This window comes from Nonomuraea basaltis (assembly GCF_005893125.1).
GTDB classification, from domain to species: Bacteria; Actinomycetota; Actinomycetes; order Streptosporangiales; family Streptosporangiaceae; genus Nonomuraea; species Nonomuraea basaltis.
Genome location: NZ_VCJS01000087.1, coordinates 1 through 13,104 on the forward strand (window position 1 = coordinate 1; position 13,104 = coordinate 13,104).

The window sequence follows — 13,104 nt, forward strand, 5'->3', positions numbered from 1 at the left end:
TGCCGCACACGCTGCGCGACGCGCTGGCGTTGTTCGAGGGGTCGAAGCTGGCCCGTGAGACCTTCGGCGAGGACGTGGTCGAGCACTACGCCAACAACGCGCGGGTGGAACTGGCCGCGTTCGACGCCGCGGTGACGGACTGGGAGCTGTTCCGCAGCTTCGAGCGGATGTGAGAAAGCCCCTTGCCTGTGAGGTTTCCGCAGGTAAGGGGCGGTGTGATCGGGGTGGAGCTATGGGGATTCGAACCCCAGACCTCCTCCATGCCATGGAGGCGCGCTACCAACTGCGCCATAGCCCCTTTCGATCACCAAGTCTATCGGAATCCAGAAGCGCTCGTGTCACGCCGAAGGGCATCTGCTACGTCTTAGGGGTATGTCGACCTTTGAAGACCATCGGAGCCTGTTGACCGGGGTCGCCTACCGGATCCTGGGCAGCGTCGCCGATGCAGAGGACGTCGTTCAGGAGGCGTGGCTGCGCTGGTCGGGCCTGGACGAGGCGACGGTCGGCGACCCCAAAGCCTACCTGGTCAAGGTGACCTCGCGGCTGGCCATCGACCGGCTGCGGTGGGCGAAGTCGCGGCGGGAGGCGTACGTCGGGCCGTGGCTGCCCGAGCCGATCAGCACCGAGCCCGGCGTCGCCGAGCAGGCCGAGCTGGCCGAATCGGTGGAGATGGCGCTGCTGGTGGTGCTGGAGACACTCTCGCCGCTGGAACGGGCCGTGTTCGTGTTACGGGAGGCGTTCGGTCTGCCGTTCTCGGAGATCGCCGAGGTCATCGGGCGGTCCGAGCCGGCCACCAGGCAGCTCGCGCGGCGGGCGCGCGACCACGTACAGGAGAAACGGCCGCGGTTCGACGTGGACAGGGACGAGCGGAGGCGGATGACCGTGCGGTTCATCAACGCCTCCGCGAACGGGGACCTGGACGGGCTGATCGAGCTGTTGTCCAGTGAGGTCACGATGGTCAGCGACGGCGGCGGCAAGGCCAGGGCGGCTCTGCGCATCATCACCGGCGCCGACCACGTCGGCCGTTACCTGCTGTCCATCAACACCCCGGTGAACATCGCCCGCTTCATGCCCTCTGTCGGCCTGGCGAAGGACTCCGGCCTGTCCTTCGGGATGACCGAGATGAACGGCGCGCCCGCGATCGTCATCTCGGCGGGCGACAAGGTGATCACGGTGATCTCGCTGGTGCTCTCGGACGGCAAGATCGACACCATTTACCTCGTCGCGAACCCGGAGAAGGTCGCCCACCTGCGGCCCGCGACGGGTCCCGGAGCGGGCGCCCTCTGAAGTGCGGCGCTCAGGCGACCTGGCGGAAGGGTATGCCCGCCTCGCGCACCAGCGTGCGGAGGTCGACCCCGGCATCCCGGAGGATCCCGGCGGCGCCGTTCGAGTAGTCGGCCAGCAACCCCCACAGCAGCCGCTCCCCCGTGACCGGGCCCGGCCGCCACATGGCCACCTCGATCACCTTCCTGGCATGCATGGCCAGCGGGATCTCGCCGAGCGGCCCGTACAGCGTCACGCGGAGCGGCCGCAGCCGGGAGCGGCGCAGGTTCCACGCCCGGGGCTCGTCGGCGCCGGCTCTGGTGCGGCGGTGCACCAGGTCGAGGTCGATGCCGAGGGTGGCGAGCAGCGACCGCGCGTCGCCGGCGTCCACCCGCTCCCGTACGTCGCGCCCGGAGGCGGTGAACGACGAGAGCGCGAACGGCCGCACCTCGGCCAGCCCCAGCAGCATCAGATCGGCGTCGAGCACGGGCCGACCGGCGTCCAGCGCGAGGATTCCTGCCCTGACCACGGCGTGGCGGGCGCCTTCTGTGAATCTGGCGAACACGAGCTACCCCCTTGTCCTGCGTGCGTGCTTGCGGTGGGCGGTCTGCCGCCGAACCCCCAGCGCGTCGGCGATCTGCTCCCACGACCACCCTTGAGCGCGCGCGTTCGAGACGTGCATCGCCTCCAGCTCTTCGAGCAGGGCCCTGAGCGCGGCCACCGCCGCCAGGCCCACCCCGGGATCGCGATCAGCGGCCGCCTCGGCCAGTTCGGTGACTTCCATGGCGTCAGCATATGCTGACAGAGGCACGCTTGTCAGCATATGCTGACAGAAAGGCCGGAGCCGATCCGCGTCAACGTGCCGGCGGCCGCTCGTCCTCCAGGTAGCGGTCACGGCCGGCGTACAGGCCGGTGAAGAGCTGTGCGGCGAGCACGCCGAAGATCAGCGTGTACGTCAGCCCCCACCCGCCCGTCAACTCGTACAGCACGCCCACCAGCAGCGGGCCGGCGCCGGCGATGAGGTACCCGGCGCTCTGGCCGAACGCCGACAGCGCGGCCGTGGCCTCCGGCGTGCGGGTGCGCAGCCCCAGCATCACCAGCGCCAGCGGGAACGACCCCATCCCAACGGAGATGAGGAACACCCACACCGGCGCCGTCGACGCCGGCCCGGCCCAGAGCCCGAGGAAGCCGGCCGCGTAGAACGCGACGAGGACGACCACGACGGGACGCTGGTCGCGAAAGCGCGAGGCGACCATGGGCACGGCGATCGAGACGGGGATGCTCAGCGCGGTGAACACGCCGAGGATCAGCCCGGCCTGCGAGGTGCTGTAGCCGTCGTCGGTGAGGATGGTGGCGAGCCAGCCGAACATGATGTAGGCGATCATCGACTGGGTGCCGAAGTAGATCGCGATCATCCAGGCCAGCCTGCTGCCGAGCATCCGGCGCAGGCCCGCGTCCCGGCCGCCTGTGTGCCGCTCCGGCTCACTGCGCAGCAGCGCAAGCCACGGAATGGCGGCGACGGCGGCCAGGGCCGCCCACACGCCGAGCGCGATGTGCCAGTCGCCTGACGCGCGCTCGATCGGCACGGTCGCGGCGGCGGCCAGCATGGTGCCCGTCGCCAGGGCCGTGGTGTAGACGGTGGTCATGATCCCGGTACGGGCCGGGAAGTGACGCTTGATCAGCGTCGGGATGAGCACGTTGCCGACGGCGCCGCCGGACAGCGCGACCGCGCTGCTCAGCAGGAACACCGGGGCCGAGCCGACCAGCGACCTGACCAGCAGGCCCGCGCCCAGCGTGACGAGGGCCAGCAGGAGGAGCCGGTGCTCGCCGATCCGCCTGGCGAGGGACGGAGTGACGGCGCCCACGCTGGCGAAGGCCAGCACGGGGAGGGTGGTGAGCAGGCCGGTGCCCACGCTCGTCATGCCCAGGGCGCCGGACAGCTGGTCGAGGAGCGGGCCGACGCTGGTGACGGCGGTGCGCAGGTTGAGTGCGGCGAGCACGATTCCCAGCACGAGGAGCCAGGCGAGGGGGGTCGTTCTGCCTCTGGACTCTTGGGCGAGCACGCTCATGCGGGGAAGGTCCTCCACTCATCAAATCATGGGACGAATCACCACCTTAACAGGACCGAAATATGGATTTATTCCTGGCACCGACACGCGTCGGCGGCCGTCCCACGTGCTACGTGGCCGGCCGCCGAAATGTGCGGTCACAGGACCGGACGCGGGCCCTCCGGGGGTTCGTCGCGCGGAGGCACCGGGCCGGGCGGTGGAAGGGTGTCGCCGGGCGGGTAGGCGTCGCCGCCCACCGTGCCGGGCGGCACCGGCTGGTCACTCTCGCCGTACGTCGAGCCGCGCTGGTGCGGGCCGGGCACGTCGCCGCGCCAGCCGCCCGTCTCCCCGCCGCGCGACTCGATGAACGCCTTGAAGCGCTTCATGTCGCCGATGACGCGCATGCGGACGAGCTGCAGCCAGTCGCCCGCGGTCTCGACGAAGCCCTCCGGGTCGTACTCCATCTGGAGCGTGACCCTGGTCGTGTTGTCGTCGAGCCGGTGGAAGGTGACGACGCCGGCCTGGTGCGGCTTGTCGGTGGTGCGCCAGGCGATGCGCTCGTCCGGGTGCTGCTCGGTGATGTCGGCCTCGAACTCGCGCCGGGCACCGGCGATCTCCGCCACCCAGACGGTACGCGTGTCGGTGATCTGTTTGACGGACTCCACGCCCTCCATGAACTCGGGGAAGCTCTCGAACTGCGTCCACTGGTTGTAGGCCACCGTGATGGGGACCTCGACGTCTATTGAGTGCTCGATCGTGCTCATGGGGAGCTCCTCTGCCCGGGCACGACGGGCGCTAACGCCTGCGCCGCAGCAGCCAGTAGAGGCCCACGACGGGCAGCACCAGCGGGATGAAGAGGTAACCCTTGCCGTACCCCGACCAGACCGTCTCGTCGGGGAAGGCCTCCGGGTCGAGGAGGCTGGCGGTGCCGATGATGAGCACGCCGGCCAGCTCGATGCCGAGCGCGACCAGCGCGAGGCGCCGTGCGCCGCGCCAGAGGGCGACGGTGAGCAGGATGTAGACGAGCGCCGCGAACGCCGACAGCGAGTACGCCAGCGGCGCCTCGTCGAACTTGCCCGCGATCTGCACGGCCGCCCGCGCCCCCGCGGCCAGCGAGAACAGCGCGTAGACGGCGATCAGGGCCCGCCCGGGACCCGTGCCGATGGACGACGTGGTCACGCCGTCCCCCTCCGGTCCGCCGCGCCGTCCCGCCGCCGTGTCGTCGAGGTCGTCACGCCACCCCCTGCCAGATCTGCAGCAGCCGGGCCGTCATCACCGCGATCGCGAACCCGGCCACGACCAGGATCGCCGACCCCCACCTGCTGCGCTCGGCCAGCGCCAGGAACACCCCGGCGGGCGGGATCACGACCTCGCCGGCGAGGTAGCCCCACAGCGTGGCCTTGTCGTCGGGCCCTTCGCCCGCGGCCACCGCCGCGATCACGAACCCCAGCTGCACCAGCACGGCCACCTCGAGCGCGGCGAAGCCGACCAGCAGCACCATGCCCATCGGCCGGTTGCGGATCGCGACGATCAGGCTCGCCAGCATGAGCAGCAGCGAGCCGACGATGACGATCGTGGAGACGGTGGTGTTCATCGGAGGTAAGGCTATCGCCCGGGTGGGGCGGTCCCGATTCCGGAGAAGGCCGGGCTAGCGTGCGGGCAGATCGCGCTCGATCCCGTCCAGCAGCCAGCGCAGGCCGCGCTCGAAGTTGTCGTCGGCCCCCGGCACGCCCTGCTCGATCATCGGCGCCAGCCGGGGGAACTCACCGCTCTCGACCAGCTCCTTGATGTACGGCTCCGCGACCGCCGCCCGCTCGGCCTCGTTGATCCCCCGCTGCCTGGGCGCCGCGCGCTCCAGCGACTCTCTGACCACGAACCCGCTCATGTAGTCGTTGTACGCGGCCAAGATCCGCCAGGCCGTCAGCCGGTCGAGCCCGAGCCCGTCGAGCGCGGCCAGCTTCTGCTCCACGTGCCGCAGCCCGTTCGGCCCCACGACGGCTCCCTGCGAGATCAGGTCGACGCGCCAGGGGTGACGGCGGACGAGCTCCCGCTCGCGCCGGGCGATCAGCAGCAGCGCCTCGCGCCAGTCTGCGGGCAGCGGCCCGTCGATGAGTACCTCGGCGGCGACCTCGTCGAGCATCAGGGCCAGCAGGTCCTCCTTGCGCTCGATGTACGAGTAGAGCGTCATCGCCCTGGCCCCCAGCTCGGTGGCCACGCGCCTGATCGAGACCGCGGCCAGCCCCTCGGCGTCGGCGATCGCGATGGCGGCGGTCACGATCGCCTCCCTGGTCAGGGCCGGGCGGCGGGGCGGCGTGGGCCGCGACCAGACAGAACTCACGGTCCCGATATTAGGGCAAGCGCTACACCGTACGAAAGTGATACGGTGTACGGCATGCGATACAGCGTACGAAATCCACTCCGGACGACGGGCCTGGTCGTTCTCCTGGGCGTCGTCATGACGATGCTCGACACGACGATCGTCAACGTGGCGATCACCTCGCTGGCCCGCGGCTTCGGCACGACGATCGCGACCATGCAGTGGGCGGTCACCGGCTACCTGCTGACCCTGTCGATGACGGTCCCCGTCACCGGCTGGGCGGTGGGCAGGTTCGGGAGCAGGAACGTCTGGCTGGTCTCGCTGGTGCTGTTCATCGCGGGCTCGGCGCTCAGCGCCGCCGCCTGGTCGGTCGGGAGCCTGGTCGCCTTCCGCGCGGTGCAGGGGCTGGGCGGGGGCCTGCTCCTGCCCGTGGGCCAGACGATGCTGGCCCAGGCGGCCGGCAAGGAACGCATGGGCCGCGTGATGGCCCTGATCTCGGTGCCCGCGATGCTGGTGCCGGTGCTCGGGCCGCCGTTCGGCGGGGTGATCGTCGAGGCCGTCGGCTGGCGGTGGCTGTTCCTGATCAACGTGCCGGTCTGCGCGGTGGCGCTGCTCGCCGCGTTCCTGCTGCTGCCCAGCGAGCCGGGCGCGAACCCGCAGGGCCTCGACGTGATCGGCCTGGCGGTGCTGTCCCCCGGCCTGGCCGCGCTGGTCTACGGCCTGTCCGAGGTGGGCAACGGGGCCTCGCTCCTGCATCCGGCGCTGTGGATCGGGCTCGCCCTGGTCGCCGCGTTCACGGTGCGGGCGATGAAGGTCCCAGGAGCGCTGGTGGACCTGCGGCTGTTCGGCAACCGCACGTTCGCCGCTGCGGTGGTCGCGCTCGTGTGCTACTCGGCCGCGATGTTCGGCTTCACGGTGCTCGTCCCGCTCTACAGCCAGCTCGCCGAGGGCGGGAACGCGCTGGACGCCGGCCTGCTGCTGGCCCCGATGGGGATCGGCGCGGCGATCACGATGCCGGTGGCGGGCAAGCTCACCGACAGCAAGGGGCCGCGCGGCGTCGGCGCGGCCGGCGTGGTCGTGGCGGTGGCGGGGCTGGTGGCCTTCACGGCGTTCGGCGGCCCGGTGCCGATCTTCGCGCTCGGCCTGGGGCACGGGCTGGTGTCGACGTCGGTGATGGCGGCCGCGTTCAAGACCTTGGAGCGGACCGCCATTCCGGCCGCCAGCACGCTGAGCACGATCGCGGTACGGCTCGCCTCGCCGTTCGGCGTCGCGCTGCTCGCCGTGCTGCTGCAGCTGTTCACCAGGGCGGACGTGGCGCGGCCCTTCACGTACGCCTTCGGCTGCGCCATCGCGCTGGCCGCCGTCTCGCTGGTGCCCATCGCGCTCATAAGATCGAAGGCGTGGAAAGGATCCTCGTCAGCGCCTGTCTGATGGGCCGCCGGGTGCGCTACGACGGCGGCGCCAAGACCAGCTCGGACGCCTGGCTGGCCGGGTGGCGCAAGGAGGGGCGGCTGGTGCCGTTCTGCCCCGAGGTGGAGGGCGGGCTGCCGATCCCGCGCCCGGCCGCCGAGATCGAGGGCGGCGCGGGCGGGGCGGCCGTGCTCTCCGGCGCCGCCCGCGTGCTGGCCACGGACGGGTCCGACGTGACGGCCGAGTTCCTGGCGGGCGCGCGGTCCGCGCTCGCCGTCGCCCAGGCCGCCGGGATCCGGGTGGCGGTGCTGAAGGAAGGGAGCCCCTCGTGCGGCGTGCTGTCGATCTACGACGGCACCTTCCGTGGCCACCGCACGCCCGGGCAGGGCGTCACGACGGCGCTGCTCGAGATGAACGGGATCCGCGTGTTCAGCGAGGAGCACGTCGCCGAGGCCGCCGAATACCTGCGGACACTGGAGACGTAGGAGGCGCTCGATCACCTGCGGACCCTGGAGACGCAGGACGCCCGGCCGCCGATCGTGGAGTCCTAGCGGACCCTCGACACGTAGAAGGCCGCGCTCAGGCCGGCGGCCAGCGCGGCCGCGATCGAGCCGTGATACCAGGTGAGCAGCGGGTTCTCCGCGAACGCCGGTCTGAGCGCCATCGAGAGCATTCCCATCAGCACCCCGGCCAGCGCGGCAGCGTGCGAGTAGATCAACCCGTCCCAGGCCCACGCCCGCTCGGCCAGCGCACCGTAGGCCCCGGCGAGCATGGCGGCGCCGCACAGCGTCTCCACGATGGCGGCCGGGACGATGACGGGCTGGCGCAGCGGGCCGAGCTCGATCCCGGCGTGCAGCAGCGTGGCCGTGAAGAAGACCAGCGCGTAGATCAGGGAGAGCCCGCCCAAGGCTCTGCGCAGTGCGTCCATGCTCACCACGTTCGCACCGGAACGGTCCCGCGCCATCGTCCCCGGGGAGGCGGTTCCGCTACACCATTCGCAGTAGAGAGCAGGCGCCTCACCAGGCGGATCACCTCAGTACTCCCAGGTGTCGGTGCGCTGCTCGTGGCCGATGCAGAACACGCCGGTGCCGTGCTCGCCCTTGACCAGGTCCACCCTGATCCAGCCCTCTGCGCGGGCGACCTTGGCGGTGTAGCCGCTGACCGGGGTGGCCGACACCAGGCGGCACCCGTCGGAGCCGATCCGGAACGCCACCTCGCCGCCCTTGACCGTCACCACCTTGAGCGATCCCCCGCGGGACGATGGGGTCGGGACCGGCCTCTTCGTGGTACGCCGGGGCTCGGGGGTCCTCGGCTCCCGCGTCGGCGTTTTCGCCTCGGGCGCGGCGACGTCGGCCGCTGCCGTCTGGGCCAGGAACGGCTCGACCGCGACGTCGTCCACGAACTCGCTGCGCAGCACCCCGCGGACGCCGAACCACGACACCGACACGGCGATCACGGTGGCTCCGCACCAGATCGCGGCATATCGAAGGGCTCGACGCATAGGGGGATTGTACGGTTGGTGCGCATGGCGACGGTTCTCGTAGTCGAAGATGATGAATTCGTCCGATCGGCGATCATCCACGAGTTAGGCAGGCGGCGGCACGCCGTCCGCAGCGCGGGCTGCGCCCTGGACGCGCTCAGGGAGATCTCGCAGCACCCGCCGGACGCCGTCATCCTCGACCTCGGCCTGCCCGACCTGGACGGCTCCGAGGCGCTGCGGATGGTACGCGGCATCTCCGACGTGCCGGTCATCGTGGCCACCGCCCGCGACGACGAGGCAGAGATCGTCAGGCTGCTGCGTGCCGGAGCCGACGACTACCTGGTCAAGCCGTTCTCCGGCGACCACCTGAGCGCCCGGCTCGACGCCGTGCTGCGCCGCGCCAGGTCCGCGCCCGCGCCCGAGACGCTCCAGGTCGGCGGCCTGGTCGTGGACGTGAGCCGGCGCGAGGCCGCGCTCGACGGCGGGCCGCTCTCGCTGACCAGGCGCGAGTTCGACCTGCTCGCCTACCTCGCCGCCCGCGCCGACCGGGTCGTGACCCGCAAGGAGCTGCTGGCCGAGGTGTGGCGGCTGGCGTACGGCGACGACCAGACGATCGACGTGCACCTGTCGTGGCTGCGGCGCAAGCTCGGCGAGAGCGCCTCCCAGCCCCGCTACCTGCACACCGTCCGCGGCGTCGGCGTCATGCTGTCAGCGCCGCGGTGAGGAGGACCCTCGCCGTCCTGATGGTCGCGGTCACCTCGATGGTCGCGCTGGCCTTCCTCGTGCCGCTCGCGCTGATCGTCAGGGAGACCGCGCAGAGCAGGGCGCTGGCGGGCGCCGAGCGGCAGGCGTCCGCGCTGGTGCCGGTGCTGGCGCTGACGACGACGAGCGGCGATCTCGGGCATGCCATGGCCCGTACCGAGGCGGGGCGGCGCGGCCTGCTGGCCATCCACGTCAAGGGTGGCGCGACGGCGGGGACCTCGCGCGCGCCCGCCGCCGAGGTGGCCAGGGCCGCCGAGCAGACGAGGGCGAGCACGGTGGAGCTGCCGTCCGGGTACGCGCTGCTGCGGCCCGTCGCGCTGGACGGCGACCGGGGCGCGGTGATCGAGGTGTTCGTTCCTGCCGACCACCTGAACCAGGGCGTCTTCGCGTCGTGGGCGGTGCTGACCGGGGTGGCCGTGGTGCTGGTGGCCGGGTCGGTGCTGGTCGGCGACCGGCTCGGGGCCCGGGTCGTACGGGCCGCGCGCCGGCTCGGCACCGCGGCCACCGCGCTGGGCGCCGGGGACCTGAGCGAGCGCATCTATTTCGACGGGCCGCCAGAGCTGCAGGCGGCGGCGACGGCGTTCAACTCCATGGCGAACCGGGTCACCCACCTGCTCGCCGCCGAGCGCGAGCTGGCCGCCGACCTGTCGCACCGGCTGCGCACGCCACTCACCGCGCTCCGGCTGAGCCTGGACCACCTCGGGCCGCAGGCCGAGCCCAGCAGGCAGGCGCTGGCCCGGCTGGAGGGCGAGGTCGACACGATCATCGCGGCGGCCCGGCGGCCGTCGTCGCGGGCGGCACGCTCGTGCGACGCGGCGGAGGTGCTGCGCGAGCGGCTGGCGTTCTGGTCGGCGCTCGCGGAGGACCAGGCGCGGCCGTGGGAGCTCGTCGGCGCCACCCTGCCGGTGCGGGTTCCCGTACCGGCGAGCGAGCTGACGGCGGCGGTGGACGCGCTGCTCGGGAACGTGTTCCGGCACACGGCGGAGGGCACGGCGTTCAGCGTCACGCTGCACGAGGGCCGGGACAGCGTGGGCATTCTGATCGCAGACGCGGGGCCCGGCATCCCGGACCCGGAGGCGGCGCTGGAGCGGGGCGCCAGCGGCAGCGGGTCCACCGGGCTAGGGCTGGACATCGCGCGCAGGCTGGCCGAGTCGTCCGGGGGCGTGCTGCGGCTGGACCGCTCGTCGCTGGGCGGCGCGCAGGTGCAGGTATGGATCCGCACTGAAAAGGCGTCTAAGCCAGCCTTAAAGGACACTTAAGCCGCATATTTCGGCATTTCAAGTGCTCCAGGGTGGTCTGCATGCAGATCAACCGCAAGGCGCTCGTCGCCACCACCCTGGCCGCCCCCACGCTCCTCGTGCTCGCCGTCGCCCCCGGCACGGCCTACGCGCACGGCACCATGAGCAACCCGCCCAGCCGCACCATGGTCTGCTACAGCGAGGGCCCGGAGAGCCCCAAGTCGGCCGCGTGCAAGCAGGCCGTGGCGATCGGCGGCACCCAGCCCCTGTACGACTGGAACGAGGTCAACATCGCCGACGCGGCGGGCCGGCACCGCGAGATCATCCCGGACGGCAAGCTGTGCAGCGCGGGCCGGGACAAGTACCGCGGGTTCGACCAGGCCCGCGCCGACTGGCCGGCCACGACCATGGCCGGCGGGGCGTCCCACACGTTCAAGTACCGGGCGACCGCTCCGCACAAGGGCGGGTTCGAGCTGTACATCACGAAGGACGGCTACGACCCGGCCAAGCCGCTGAAGTGGTCGGACCTGGAAACCAAGCCGTTCCACACCGTGCAGAACCCGGCGGTGACCGAGGGCTTCTACACGATGACCGCCAAGCTGCCCGCCAAGCAGGGCCGCCACCTGATCTACGCGATCTGGCAGCGCGGCGACAGTCCGGAGGCGTTCTACTCCTGCTCGGACGTCGTCTTCGGGCAGAGCAACCCGTCCCCGGCGCCCGCGCCCACGGGCACGCCGACGGCGACCCCGAAGCCCACGCCGACGCCCGGGGGCGGCGGCGCGCCGGCGACCGTCAGCGCGGGCGTCGGGCTCTCCCCCGCCACCGCCACCGTGGGCCGGCCGGTCAAGGTCACGGCGACGTGCGGCGGCTCCGAGGTCAGGGGGGTCGTGTCCGCGGCGTTCGCCACGCGGCGCAACTCCCCCGACGCGCCGGCCGCCGCCTGGTCGCCCAGTCTGAAGGCGGTCAAGGCAGGCACGTTCCCGGTGACGGTCCACTGCAAGAACGGCGGCCTGGCCCGTACCACGCTCACGGTCTCCCACCGCTGATCGGGAAATCAGGCCGACCGGTTCCCGGGAAACTTTCCCTACCCCCCAGGAGTCGTACAGATGGGGCGCGTTTGGACATGCGGGGGATTCGTGGAGAGCGTCTTCCCCTACGGCGCGCTTAGGGGGCCCGATTTCAATCCGAAACGGGGAAAGGGACTCGGCAAATGCCTGTCGACCTGACCAACGAACAACCCCTGGCCTGGGACTCGGCCACGCTCGACGCGGACACCAAAGCGATGCTCGACAACCTTCAGCCGAACATCCTGCGTGCGCACGTACGCGAACACCTGTCCGTCCTGTTCGTCCGGTTCAACGACGTCGCCGAGGGCAAGGCGTTCCTGCGGCACCTCGCGACCACGAAGATGAAGTCGGCGCGCAACCACCTGGAGGAGTTGCGCGACTTCGCGACGCGCGGCCGCCGCGGCACGCCGTACGTCGGCGTCGGCATCAGCAAGGCCGGATACCGCGACCTCGGCCACTCGGTCGAGGACGTGCGCAAGTTCGGCGACAAGGCGTTCCGCGACGGCATGAAGCAGCGGATCGCCGAGGTGAACGACCCGCCGGTGGAGCAGTGGGAGCGCACCTACCAGCGGGAGATCCACGCCGTCATCCTCATCGGCGACGCCGAGCCGGACACGGTGGCGGCGCTGCGCGACGAGATCCTCGGCGAGCTGCCGGCAAGCGCCCGGCTGCTCGGCGAGGAGAGCGGGCAGGGCATGCGAAACCCGGCCGGCGACGGCATCGAGCACTTCGGGTACGTGGACGGCCGCAGCCAGCCGCTGTTCCTGAAGGACGAGGTCGACAAGGAGCCGAAGAAGCACTGGGACCCGGCGTTCCCGCTGGGCAACGTCCTGGTGCCGGACCCCTTCGCGCCGGATCCGGCCCGCCACCACGGCAGCTACCTGGTGTTCAGGAAGCTGGAGCAGAACGTCAGGGCGTTCAAGGAGATCGAGCAGGACCTGGCCGACGGCCTCGGCCTGGCCGGCGCCGACCGCGACCGGGCGGGCGCCATGCTCGTCGGCCGGTTCAAGGACGGCACGCCCTTGACCACCAAGCCGAAGGCGGGCGGCGGGCCGGTGGTCAACGACTTCACCTTCGACGCGGACGACGGCAGCAAGTGCCCGTTCAGCGGGCACGTCAGGAAGACGAACCCGCGGTCGTTCGGGCGCGAGGTGATCATGGCCAGGCGCGGGCAGACGTACGGGGAGCGGACCGATGACCCGTGGGACGACTCGCCGCCGGAGAACCGCCCCAGCGGGGAGGTCGGGCTGCTGTTCATGGCGTTCAACGGCAGCCTGCTCGACCAGTTCGAGTTCACGCAGCAGCAGTGGGCGAACAACCCGGACTTCCAGAACCCGGCGACCGGCCACGATCCGGTCATCGGCCAGGGAGACCGGGACATCAAGGTGACCTTCCCCAAGGTCTGGGGCAAGCCTGAAATGTCGCCCCCGCAGGCCCAGGTGGCGCAGACCGTCACGATGAAGGGCGGCGAGTACTTCTTCGCGCCGTCGCTGGCGTACCTGCGCGATCTGTGAGCTCC

16 protein-coding genes, 1 tRNA gene and 1 pseudogene are annotated in these 13,104 nt (G+C 71.4%); 8 read left to right on the top strand and 10 right to left on the bottom strand.

Translation table 11 applies throughout. The features are described 5' to 3' along the window. Nucleotides 1–173 (top strand): annotated as a pseudogene (locus EJK15_RS33930) (glutamine synthetase); the annotation flags it as partial. A 52-nt stretch (nt 174–225) separates the two neighbouring features. On the opposite strand, the gene EJK15_RS33935 reads toward EJK15_RS33930, so the two are convergent. Continuing rightward, nucleotides 226–298: transfer RNA gene (locus EJK15_RS33935), tRNA-Ala, on the bottom strand. A gap of 74 nt (nt 299–372) precedes the next feature. Here EJK15_RS33935 and EJK15_RS33940 point away from each other — a divergent pair. Further along, complete coding sequence (locus EJK15_RS33940) at nt 373–1,287, top strand: RNA polymerase sigma-70 factor (protein ID WP_138714575.1); 915 nt, start codon at nt 373–375, stop codon at nt 1,285–1,287. 10 nt (nt 1,288–1,297) lie between these two features. Here the strand turns inward: EJK15_RS33940 and EJK15_RS33945 are convergent, their stop codons facing one another. From EJK15_RS33945 to EJK15_RS33975, 7 genes are all read right to left on the bottom strand, one after another. Then, nucleotides 1,298–1,828 carry a Clp protease N-terminal domain-containing protein gene (locus EJK15_RS33945; protein WP_138714576.1) on the bottom strand — a complete coding sequence of 177 codons (531 nt, stop codon included), beginning with the start codon at nt 1,826–1,828 and terminating at the stop codon, nt 1,298–1,300. 3 nt (nt 1,829–1,831) lie between these two features. Beyond that, complete coding sequence (locus tag EJK15_RS33950) at nt 1,832–2,047, bottom strand: helix-turn-helix domain-containing protein (RefSeq protein ID WP_138714577.1); 216 nt, start codon at nt 2,045–2,047, stop codon at nt 1,832–1,834. Nucleotides 2,048–2,117: 70 nt separating this feature from the next. Next, nucleotides 2,118–3,350 (bottom strand): CynX/NimT family MFS transporter, encoded by a 1,233-nt coding sequence (locus EJK15_RS33955; RefSeq protein WP_338089903.1) that lies wholly within the window; start codon nt 3,348–3,350, stop codon nt 2,118–2,120. 119 nt (nt 3,351–3,469) lie between these two features. Further along, a complete protein-coding gene (locus EJK15_RS33960; protein WP_138714578.1) occupies nt 3,470–4,075 on the bottom strand; it encodes an SRPBCC family protein in 606 nt (201 codons plus the stop codon). 31 nt (nt 4,076–4,106) lie between these two features. Continuing rightward, nucleotides 4,107–4,490 carry a hypothetical protein gene (locus EJK15_RS33965; RefSeq protein ID WP_138714579.1) on the bottom strand — a complete coding sequence of 128 codons (384 nt, stop codon included), beginning with the start codon at nt 4,488–4,490 and terminating at the stop codon, nt 4,107–4,109. Nucleotides 4,491–4,542: 52 nt separating this feature from the next. Next, nucleotides 4,543–4,905, bottom strand: coding sequence for a hypothetical protein (locus EJK15_RS33970; protein WP_138714580.1), 363 nt, complete (start codon nt 4,903–4,905; stop codon nt 4,543–4,545). 54 nt (nt 4,906–4,959) lie between these two features. Then, complete coding sequence (locus tag EJK15_RS33975; protein ID WP_206061252.1) at nt 4,960–5,649, bottom strand: TetR/AcrR family transcriptional regulator; 690 nt, start codon at nt 5,647–5,649, stop codon at nt 4,960–4,962. 54 nt (nt 5,650–5,703) lie between these two features. Here EJK15_RS33975 and EJK15_RS33980 point away from each other — a divergent pair, with 54 nt between their 5' ends. Next, nucleotides 5,704–7,059: a DHA2 family efflux MFS transporter permease subunit gene (locus tag EJK15_RS33980; RefSeq protein ID WP_138714581.1), complete on the top strand. Its 1,356-nt coding sequence runs from the start codon at nt 5,704–5,706 to the stop codon at nt 7,057–7,059. Continuing rightward, nucleotides 7,029–7,523 (top strand): 2-thiouracil desulfurase family protein, encoded by a 495-nt coding sequence (locus tag EJK15_RS33985; protein WP_138714582.1) that lies wholly within the window; start codon nt 7,029–7,031, stop codon nt 7,521–7,523. The genes EJK15_RS33980 and EJK15_RS33985 overlap by 31 nt, the downstream gene beginning before the upstream one ends. A 62-nt stretch (nt 7,524–7,585) precedes the next feature. On the opposite strand, the gene EJK15_RS33990 is transcribed toward EJK15_RS33985, so the two are convergent. Both EJK15_RS33990 and EJK15_RS33995 read right to left on the bottom strand, forming a co-directional pair. Beyond that, a complete protein-coding gene (locus EJK15_RS33990) occupies nt 7,586–7,966 on the bottom strand; it encodes a hypothetical protein (RefSeq protein WP_138714583.1) in 381 nt (126 codons plus the stop codon). A 105-nt stretch (nt 7,967–8,071) separates the two neighbouring features. Then, nucleotides 8,072–8,539 carry a hypothetical protein gene (locus EJK15_RS33995; RefSeq protein WP_138714584.1) on the bottom strand — a complete coding sequence of 156 codons (468 nt, stop codon included), beginning with the start codon at nt 8,537–8,539 and terminating at the stop codon, nt 8,072–8,074. A gap of 24 nt (nt 8,540–8,563) precedes the next feature. Here EJK15_RS33995 and EJK15_RS34000 point away from each other — a divergent pair, with 24 nt between their 5' ends. The 4 genes from EJK15_RS34000 (at nt 8,564) to EJK15_RS34015 (ending at nt 13,099) form a co-directional block, all read left to right on the top strand. Then, on the top strand, nt 8,564–9,241 hold the full coding sequence (locus tag EJK15_RS34000) for a response regulator transcription factor (protein WP_138714585.1): 678 nt from the start codon (nt 8,564–8,566) through the stop codon (nt 9,239–9,241). Further along, nucleotides 9,238–10,539 (top strand): sensor histidine kinase, encoded by a 1,302-nt coding sequence (locus EJK15_RS34005; RefSeq protein ID WP_138714586.1) that lies wholly within the window; start codon nt 9,238–9,240, stop codon nt 10,537–10,539. The genes EJK15_RS34000 and EJK15_RS34005 overlap by 4 nt, the downstream gene beginning before the upstream one ends. A 41-nt stretch (nt 10,540–10,580) precedes the next feature. Next, on the top strand, nt 10,581–11,564 hold the full coding sequence (locus tag EJK15_RS76510) for a lytic polysaccharide monooxygenase auxiliary activity family 9 protein (protein WP_138714587.1): 984 nt from the start codon (nt 10,581–10,583) through the stop codon (nt 11,562–11,564). 164 nt (nt 11,565–11,728) lie between these two features. After that, entirely contained in the window at nt 11,729–13,099 is a 1,371-nt protein-coding gene (locus tag EJK15_RS34015; RefSeq protein ID WP_138714588.1) for a Dyp-type peroxidase, read from the top strand. Nucleotides 13,100–13,104: the final 5 nt, after the last annotated feature.